Origin of the sequence: Streptomyces sp. NPDC059455, from assembly GCF_042750115.1 — a bacterium.
In the GTDB taxonomy this organism is placed as follows: Bacteria; Actinomycetota; Actinomycetes; order Streptomycetales; family Streptomycetaceae; genus Streptomyces; species Streptomyces endocoffeicus.
The window spans coordinates 65,377-73,057 of sequence record NZ_JBHYVB010000025.1 but is presented as its reverse complement, the minus strand read 5'-3'; the positions used below and the strand labels follow the sequence as shown (position 1 = coordinate 73,057).

Below are 7,681 nucleotides of genomic sequence, written 5' to 3'. Positions count from 1 at the left end.
TCCCCCCCCGCCCCGCCCCGGACCCGGGCCCACCCGGGGGTTGCCCCGGGCGGGGGGGGGGGTCCCCCCCGCGTCCCCGGGCCCCCGCGGGAGCGGTGGCCCTCCCGGCCGGACAAGCCCCGAGCCCGATGGGCAGATGTGCCCACGCGGAGCGGACGCGCTCAGGCAACCGCTCCGTGCGCGCCCGGACCGTCAGGCCGACCGCAACCGATGAGTTTCGCCGTGGTCCGGAGTCATGGACAGGCACCGGGCGAAGAAGCGAGACCGCGAGGCGGGAGTGCCATGAGGATCGTCGTTATCAGCCACGTCACCCTGGACGGTGTCATGCAAGGGCCCGGCCGGGCCGATGAGGACACTCGTGGCGGGTTCGCCCTTGGTGGCTGGGCCGCAGAGCGGGCCGGGGACGAGGCCGTCGGGAGGGCGTGGGGGCCGCGGCTGGGCGCGAGCAGTGGGTATCTCCTGGGGCGCCGCACGTACCAGGAGGTGCTGGGCCACTGGAACACCCAGGACAGCCCGTTCCGCGACGCCCTCAACGACGCCCCCAAGTACGTCGCGTCCAACACCCTGGCCGAGCCCCTCCCCTGGCCCAATTCCACGCTGCTCAGCGGCGACATCCCCGCGGCGGTCGCCGAGCTCAAGCGGACCCCGGGCGACGACCTGCACATCATGGGCAGCGGCGCGTTGATCCAGTCACTTTCCCCGCTGGGCCTCATCGACGAATATCTGCTCTGCGTCCACCCGCTCGTCCTGGGCGCCGGGCGCCGCCTGTTCGCCGACGGCTTCGGTCCCATCGCGTTCGGTCTCGCCGACGCGACCCCGACGGCCGCCGGCGTCATCATCGCCACCTATCGGCCCCTCGGGGGGTAGAACACGGGTCCTCCGGGTCAGGAGCACGGCGAGCGACCGTGCGGTGATCACCACGGTGGAGGCCAGGGCGGCCGCGGCCGACCAGATGACGAGGGCGGGCCAGATGTAGATGAGCTGGGCCAGGGTTCCCGCACGGTTCATGAACAGGCCGATCAGGTCGGTGAGTTGGGCGAACAAGACGATCGGGACGGCGCAGGGCAGCATGCGCGAGCCCACTCGCCACAGCGGCCGGTCCGCGGTGCGCCGCGCCCAGCGGCGTGCCCGAACGGCCCCGAGCACGCCCAGCGCGATCGCCAGCAGGGTCAGCGCCGCGAGGACGTAGTCGGCCTTCATCGTGAACGGAGTGCGCACCGCCGGCGGCTTGCCCTGGGCCAGGTCGACCAGTCCGTCGAGCATGACGGCGGCGTCGTCCCCGGAGATCATGCCGGTGTTGGCCACGATCGCGATTCCGGTCCGGCTGTCCGGCAGCAGCGTCTGGATGGCGTTGTGGGTCAGGAGTTCCCCGGTGTGCCGGATCTGCCGGGGCTCCTCCCCGGACGGGCTCAGGGACCAGCCCATCGCGTACTCGCGGCCCTTCGGCGGGGTGTGCATGACGTCGACGCTCCGGGCTGAGACGACGCGCCGCCCCGCCGCGGACACGCCCTGGTTGTTCTGGGCGATCAGCCACTGGGAGAGGTCGTCCGCCGTGGTGACGACGCCGTGGCCGCCGGCCGCGAACCAGCGGGGGTGGGAGCGCGGGAACAGCATGCCGTAGGCGCGGACGTAGCCCCGGGCGTGATCGGGCATGTCGTCGGTGGTGTCGACCGACTTGGTGTGGGTCATGCCCAGGGGCCGGAACACCTGGGTGGCCAGGTAGTCCGCGAAGGGCCGTCCGCTGACGGCCTCGACCAGCCGTGCGGCGACGAAGTAGTTGGGGTTGTGGTAGTTCCACTCGGTGCCCGGCCGCGCGGCGAGCCGGGCACCGCGCATGTCCGCGACCGCCTCGGTGAGTGTGTGTGCCTGGGGCCGGGTGAGGTCGGGGTAGGCGGAGTCGGCCATGCCCGATGTCTGGTTCAGCAGCTGCCGTACGGTGATCTTCTCGGCCCGCCGGTCGGCCATCGTGAACTCGGGCAGATAGCGATGGGCGGGCTGGTCCAGGTCGACTCGGCCTTCCTCGACCAGCCGCATGACGGCCAGTGCGGTCATGGCCTTGGAAAGCGAGGCCACGGGCACCGGTGTCCGCGCGGTCATGGCCTTCCCGGTCGCGGTGTGCCCGTATCCGGCCGCGCGAACGACCCGGTCGCCCCGGGTGACCGCCACCACGGCGCCCGGCAGGTCGGTCCGCTCCATATAGGCGTTGACGTAGGCGTCGATGGAGGCGGCGTTCAACGTGGGGTGGGTTGGGGTGGTGGCGTGCGCGGTCGCCGGGCGACCCAACGCCGTCGAGGCGATGAGCAGGGCAACCGCCAGGCGGAAGAGACGTCTGTATCCACGGATCGGCATGGCGCTCATCCCACCGGGGGCGGGGCGGGCGGCGCATTGGTGTGCGTACGAGATCAGAGGTAGTGCGCGCACTACCGACCGGGGACGGACGGTTCGCATATCTTCTGCGGGTGCCTTCTCGAACAGCCTGGCAGGCTCTCGCTCAGCATCCGTTGGGGTTCCTGGCCTCGGCCTGGCCCTGGCGGGCCTTGGCCTATCTGCTGTCCGGGGTCGTCTTCGGCGCGATCGCCATGGTCACGCTGCTGACCATGGCCCTGGCCGGGCTGGTGTCGCTGATCGTGGGGGTGGGGGCCGTTCTCCTCCTCGCCGTGGCGCTGTCCGGCATCCTCGTCACCCGGATCGAACGCCGGCGGCTGCGGCTGGTGGACCCGGACCCGGCGCCGGACCCGCACCGGGCCCCTGAACGCCCCGGGCCGCGGGGGTGGCTGGAGACCCGGCTGCGGGAGCCCGCGACCTGGCGGGAGCTGAGCTTCACCGCGGTGTCGATGACCGCCCTGTGGTGGATGGACCTGCTCGTCCTGGCCTTCGCCCTCGCCCTGCCCGTCCTGCTCATGACGTCGCCGATGGATGACCCCGGCGCCTGGCCGTGGCTGGTCATCGGCCTGTGCCTGCTGCCGGCGGCGCCGTACACCATCACCGCCTGGGCCGGCGCCCGTGCCGCGCTGACCCGCCTGATCCTGGCGCCGCGCGACGGCGAACTGGGCCGGGAGCTCACCGAGGTCCGGGCCTCCCGGGCGCGTCTGGTGGACGCCTTCGACGCGGAGCGCCGACGGATCGAGCGGGATCTGCACGACGGCGCCCAGCAGCGGCTGGTCTCCATCAACGTCATGCTCGGCCTGGCCGGTCTGGACGCGGAGCCGGGCTCGCCGGTGGCCCGGCAGCTCGCGCTGGCCCAGGGTGAAGTCACCCTCGCCGTCAACGAGTTGCGTGAGCTCAGCCGGGGTGTGCACCCCAAGGCCCTCACCGACCATGGGCTCGCCGCGGCCGTCGGCAACCTCACCACCCGCTCCGCCCTGCCGGTCACCGTCGACATCCGGCTTCCGTACCGCTTGCCCGCGACCGTGGAGAGCACGGGGTACTTCGTCGTCGCCGAGGCCCTGGCCAACGCCACCAAGCACAGCCGGGCCACCCGGGCCGAGGTCCACGCCAGGCTGGACGCGGATGTCCTGACGCTGTCGGTCCGGGACAACGGCGTCGGCGGGGCGGACCCGGCCGCGGGCACCGGTCTTGTCGGCCTGGCCGACCGCGTCGCCGCGGCGGACGGCAGACTGCGGATATCCAGCCCGGCGGGCGGCCCTACACTGCTGCGCGTGGAGCTCCCGTGCCGCTGAACATCGTGCTCGCCGAAGACTCACCGCTGTTGCGGGACGGCCTGGTCAGCGTGCTCACCCGCTTCGGCCACCGGGTGTCGGCGGCCGTCGGCGACGCCGACGCGCTGATCGCCGCGGCCCATGAGCACGCCCCCGACATCGTCATCACCGATGTGCGGATGCCACCGGGCAACGCCGACGACGGCCTCCGCGCCGCGGTCGCGCTGCGCGGCCACCGCGCCGGCCTGCCCATTCTGGTGCTCAGCCAGTACATCGAGCAGTCCTACGCCACCCACCTGCTCGACCTGGGCAGCGAGAGCGGCATCGGCTATCTGCTCAAGGACCGGGTCAGCGCCGTCACCCACTTCGCGAGCGCGGTCGAGCAGGTGGCCGCCGGGGCGACGGTCATGGACTCCGAGGTGGTGCGCCAGCTCCTGCGCCGACGGCAGGACCCCCTGCGGCGGCTCACGCCCCGGGAGCGCGAGGTCCTCTCCCTCATGGCCGAGGGACGCTCCAATGCCGAGATCGCCCGCGGCCTCTATGTCACCGAGGCCGCGGTCAACAAGCATGTCAGCTCGATCCTCCAGAAGCTCGACCTCCGTCTGGACGGCCACGGTCACCGGCGCGTCCTCGCGGTGCTCACCTACCTGCGCGCCTGACCGTCCGATGCCCCGGCGTCGAGGAGCAGCTTCGCGGCCACCGTCGTCCCGTCGGTGGGCATCGTGCCCGCCACGGCCCTCGCCCGCGCCCGGGTCTCGGGGGTCAGGGCCGTTTTCAGCGCGGCCGACAGGGAGTCGAGGGTCGGGGCCGGACCGTCGTGTGCCGCGCCGATGCCCAACTCGGCCACCCGGGCGGCCCAGTGCGGCTGGTCCGCGATCTGGGGGACCACCACCTGAGGCGCGCCGGCCTTGGCGGCTGTCGTCGTGGTGCCCGCGCCACCGTGGTGGACGACGGCGGCCACCCGGCCGAACAGCGCCTGATGGTTGACCTCGCCGATGGCGAAGCAGTCGTCCCGGTCGTCGATCGGGGCCAGTTCGGCCCAGCCGCGGGCGAGGAGGACACGGTGGCCCTGCGCGCGGACCGCCTCGACGGCCACCCGGGCGAGGTCGGTCGAGGTGTGCATGGCCATGCTGCCGAAGCCCACGTACACCGGCGGTTCACCGGCGTCCAGGAACGCCTCCAGCTCATCCGGGAGCGGACGTTCGTCCGGCAGGATCCACGCCCCGGTCTGTACGAGGTCGAGTTCCGTCATGTCCTGCCACGGGCCCAGGACCGGGTCCGCCGCCAGCAACGCCCGGTCGGTGAAGACGTAGTCGCGGACGTTGTCCACCGGCGGCAGGCCGATCGCCGCCCGGTGGCGGTTCTCCGCCTCGCCGTACAGTTCGTTCACACGCTGGGCGTCCTGCTCCCACAGCACCTTGAGGTCGGTCTCCTCCGGGGGCGACGGCGTGCCGGGCCGCCTTCCCGGACGGAAGTGCCGCGAGGGCAGTCCGAACGGATGGAAGCACGCGAACACATAGCGGATGCCCAGCTTCTCGGCCACCGAGCGGGCGCCGGCCGGCATCAGGCCGGTCGCGAGGAGTACGTCGCATCCCTCGGCCGCCGCGGCGAGCGTGTCGAACCGCGCGGCGACCAGCTCGGGCGCGAGCCAGAACGCGTCCCGCGCCGACGGCGGCCGCTCGCCGGTCACCACCGAGCGCACCGTCGGGCCGAGCGGCACCAGCTCCACACCGACACCGGCCAGCAGCGCCGCGAACTCCTCGTCCGGCGGCGCGCACACCCGCGCCTCCGCGCCGAGTTCCCGCAACCGCACCGCGAGTCCCGCCAGCGGTTCGACGTCCCCGCGCGACCCCCATGACGACAACACCACACGCATATCGCAAACCCCCGTTTCCCCAGGTCCTGGCATCGGCCGCCCATCCTGAGGCACACCCCGGGTCTTGCCGCAAGCCCCCCGGTGCGCTATAGGTTGATAGTGGCAGGGAGGAGTACCTCCCTGCCTTCGCTGTTTCGTCGGGCCAGGTCCGTCAGCCCAGGCTCGTCGGGCCAGGTCCGTCAGCCCAGGCTCGTCGGGCCAGGTCCGTCAGCCCAGGCTCGTCGGGACAGATCCGTCAGCCCGGATTCGTCAGCCCGGGGTCGTCAGTCCAGGTCCGCCAGATCGAGCCCGCTCAGCCGCTCGGGGTCGGCCAGGATGTCGACCGCCACGATCCTGCCGTCCGCGACCGTGAAGGCCAGCACCGAGTACGGCCGCCCCTCCCGCGAACTGACCACGCCCACGGCCCCGTTGACGAGCGCGGGCCGGGCGTGGAGGCCCGGTCCGCTGAGGCGGGAGAAGGTGAGCGCCTGGTCCGCCACGGCGGCGGCGCCGTGCACCTCGCGCGGGGCGCGGGCGGGCGCGGCGCCGTAGTCGGCGCGCAGCACCACATCCGGGTCGAGTACGGCGATCAGCCCCTCGAAGTCGCCGTCGCGCGCGGCGGCGAGGAAGGCGCCCACGACCTCGCGCTGCCGGGCGAGGTCCGCGTCGGGGACCGGGGCCGCTCCGCGCACCCGGCGGCGGGCGCGGCTGGCGAGCTGACGGGCGGCGGCCGGGGTGCGGTCGACGATGGGGGCGATCTCGTCGAACGGCACGGCGAACAGATCGTGCAGTACGAAGGCCAGCCGCTCGGCGGGGGCCAGCGTCTCCAGGACGACCAGCAGGGCGAGGCCGACGGAGTCGGCGAGCAGGGCCTGGTCCTCGGGGCCGGGCCCGCTCGCACGGCTGATGACCGGGTCCGGGAGGCGCACGCCCAGGGGCTCCTCGCGCCGGGCGGTGCGCGAGCGCAGCATGTCCAGGCAGACCCGGCCGACGACGGTGGTCAGCCAGCCGCCCAGGTTCTCCACCGCGCCGGTGTCGGAGCGGCTGAGCCTCAGCCATGCCTCCTGGACGGCGTCGTCCGCCTCGCTCAGCGAGCCGAGCATGCGGTAGGCCACCGCGCGCAGATGGCCGCGGTGGGCCTCGAAGCCCTCCGCCAGAAGGTGGTTCTCGTTCATCGGTCATATCCCCTTGTCCGGACCGCACCGTCGCAGGCCACACCGTGCTGACGGATGGGCCGGGCGCGATGTGACAGAGGGGCGGGACGGACCGTGCACCCGTCCAGTCCCTTGACGCGCTGCGATCACATCATTACACAAGTTGGGAGCGCTCCCATGCCTCCCACTCCCCAGGAGGGTCCCTCATGTCCCTGCCCCTGTTACGCCGTCCGCGCGGTGCGCGGGCCGCCACCGCGCTGCTCACCGGTGCGCTGCTGCTGATCGCGGCCCAGTCCGCGCCGGCCGGAGCGGACTCCCCCGCCGCGCCCTCGGCCTCCGCCGCGCCCTCCGCCGTCCAGGTCAATCAGCTGGGGTATCTGCCGGACGGCCCCAAACGCGCCACCGTCGTCAGCGCGAGCACCACCGCCCTGCCCTGGCAGCTGCGCGACGCGGCGGGGCGGACGGCCGCCTCGGGCACCACCACCGTACGGGGCGCGGACGCCGCCTCCGGGCAGTCGGCGCATCTGGTGGACTTCTCCTCGTACCAGGGGACGGGCACCGGCTACACGCTCACCGTGGACGGGCGGACCAGCCACCCCTTCGACCTCCGCGCGAACCTCTACGACGGGCTGCGCGCGGACGCGATGTCCTTCTTCTACCAGCAGCGCAGCGGCATCCCCATCGAGGCGTCGCTCACCGGCGCCGACTACGCGCGCCCGGCGGGCCATCTGGGCGTCGCCCCCAACCGGGGCGACACCGCGGTGCCCTGCGTCAGCGGGGTGTGCGACTACACCCGGGATGTGCGCGGCGGCTGGTACGACGCCGGTGACCAGGGCAAATACGTGGTCAACGGCGGTCTCGCGGTCTGGCAGCTGGTCAACTCCTTCGAGCGCGCGAAGCGTACGGGGCACGCGGCCGCGCTCGGGGGGGGGCCCGCGGGCGGGCCCCCCCGCGGGGCCGGGGGCCCCCCGCTGTTAGAGAGCGCTGTGATTATAAAAAAAACACACCCCCAC

The 7,681-nt window shown here is 73.1% G+C and carries 6 protein-coding genes and 1 pseudogene; 4 read left to right on the top strand and 3 right to left on the bottom strand.

The annotated features are described in order from the left end of the window. Positions 1-210: 210 nt before the first annotated feature. Positions 211-720 (top strand): annotated as a pseudogene (locus tag ACFXB5_RS12120) (dihydrofolate reductase family protein); the annotation flags it as partial. Here the strand turns inward: ACFXB5_RS12120 and ACFXB5_RS12115 are convergent. Continuing rightward, entirely contained in the window at positions 691-2,349 is a 1,659-nt protein-coding gene (locus ACFXB5_RS12115; RefSeq protein WP_385205820.1) for a serine hydrolase domain-containing protein, read from the bottom strand. The pseudogene ACFXB5_RS12120 and the gene ACFXB5_RS12115 sit on opposite strands and share 30 nt — an antisense overlap. A 110-nt stretch (positions 2,350-2,459) precedes the next feature. Between ACFXB5_RS12115 and ACFXB5_RS12110 the strand changes: the two genes are divergently transcribed. After that, on the top strand, positions 2,460-3,680 hold the full coding sequence (locus tag ACFXB5_RS12110) for a sensor histidine kinase (protein WP_385205818.1): 1,221 nt from the start codon (positions 2,460-2,462) through the stop codon (positions 3,678-3,680). Beyond that, positions 3,671-4,318, top strand: a complete 648-nt coding sequence (locus ACFXB5_RS12105) for a response regulator (RefSeq protein WP_385205815.1) — start codon at positions 3,671-3,673, stop codon at positions 4,316-4,318. Before ACFXB5_RS12110 ends, ACFXB5_RS12105 begins: the two co-directional genes overlap by 10 nt. Here ACFXB5_RS12105 and ACFXB5_RS12100 read toward each other — a convergent pair. After that, positions 4,303-5,535, bottom strand: coding sequence for a glycosyltransferase (locus ACFXB5_RS12100; protein ID WP_385205812.1), 1,233 nt, complete (start codon positions 5,533-5,535; stop codon positions 4,303-4,305). The two genes, ACFXB5_RS12105 and ACFXB5_RS12100, sit on opposite strands and share 16 nt — an antisense overlap. 263 nt (positions 5,536-5,798) lie before the next feature. Beyond that, a complete protein-coding gene (gene sigJ, locus ACFXB5_RS12095; RefSeq protein ID WP_385205809.1) occupies positions 5,799-6,689 on the bottom strand; it encodes an RNA polymerase sigma factor SigJ in 891 nt (296 codons plus the stop codon). Positions 6,690-6,874: 185 nt separating this feature from the next. Between sigJ and ACFXB5_RS12090 the strand changes: the two genes are divergently transcribed. Beyond that, positions 6,875-7,681 (top strand): cellulase N-terminal Ig-like domain-containing protein (locus ACFXB5_RS12090; protein WP_385205806.1); only part of this gene is annotated, 807 nt, incomplete at its 3' end.

What these genes read in the sequence shown, in the direction of transcription:
- sigJ (WP_385205809.1), bottom strand. Translation starts at nt 6,689, where the DNA reads ATGAACGAGAACCACCTTCTGGCGGAGGGCTTCGAGGCCCACCGCGGC.
- ACFXB5_RS12115 (WP_385205820.1), bottom strand. Translation starts at nt 2,349, where the DNA reads ATGCCGATCCGTGGATACAGACGTCTCTTCCGCCTGGCGGTTGCCCTG.
- ACFXB5_RS12100 (WP_385205812.1), bottom strand. Translation starts at nt 5,535, where the DNA reads ATGCGTGTGGTGTTGTCGTCATGGGGGTCGCGCGGGGACGTCGAACCG.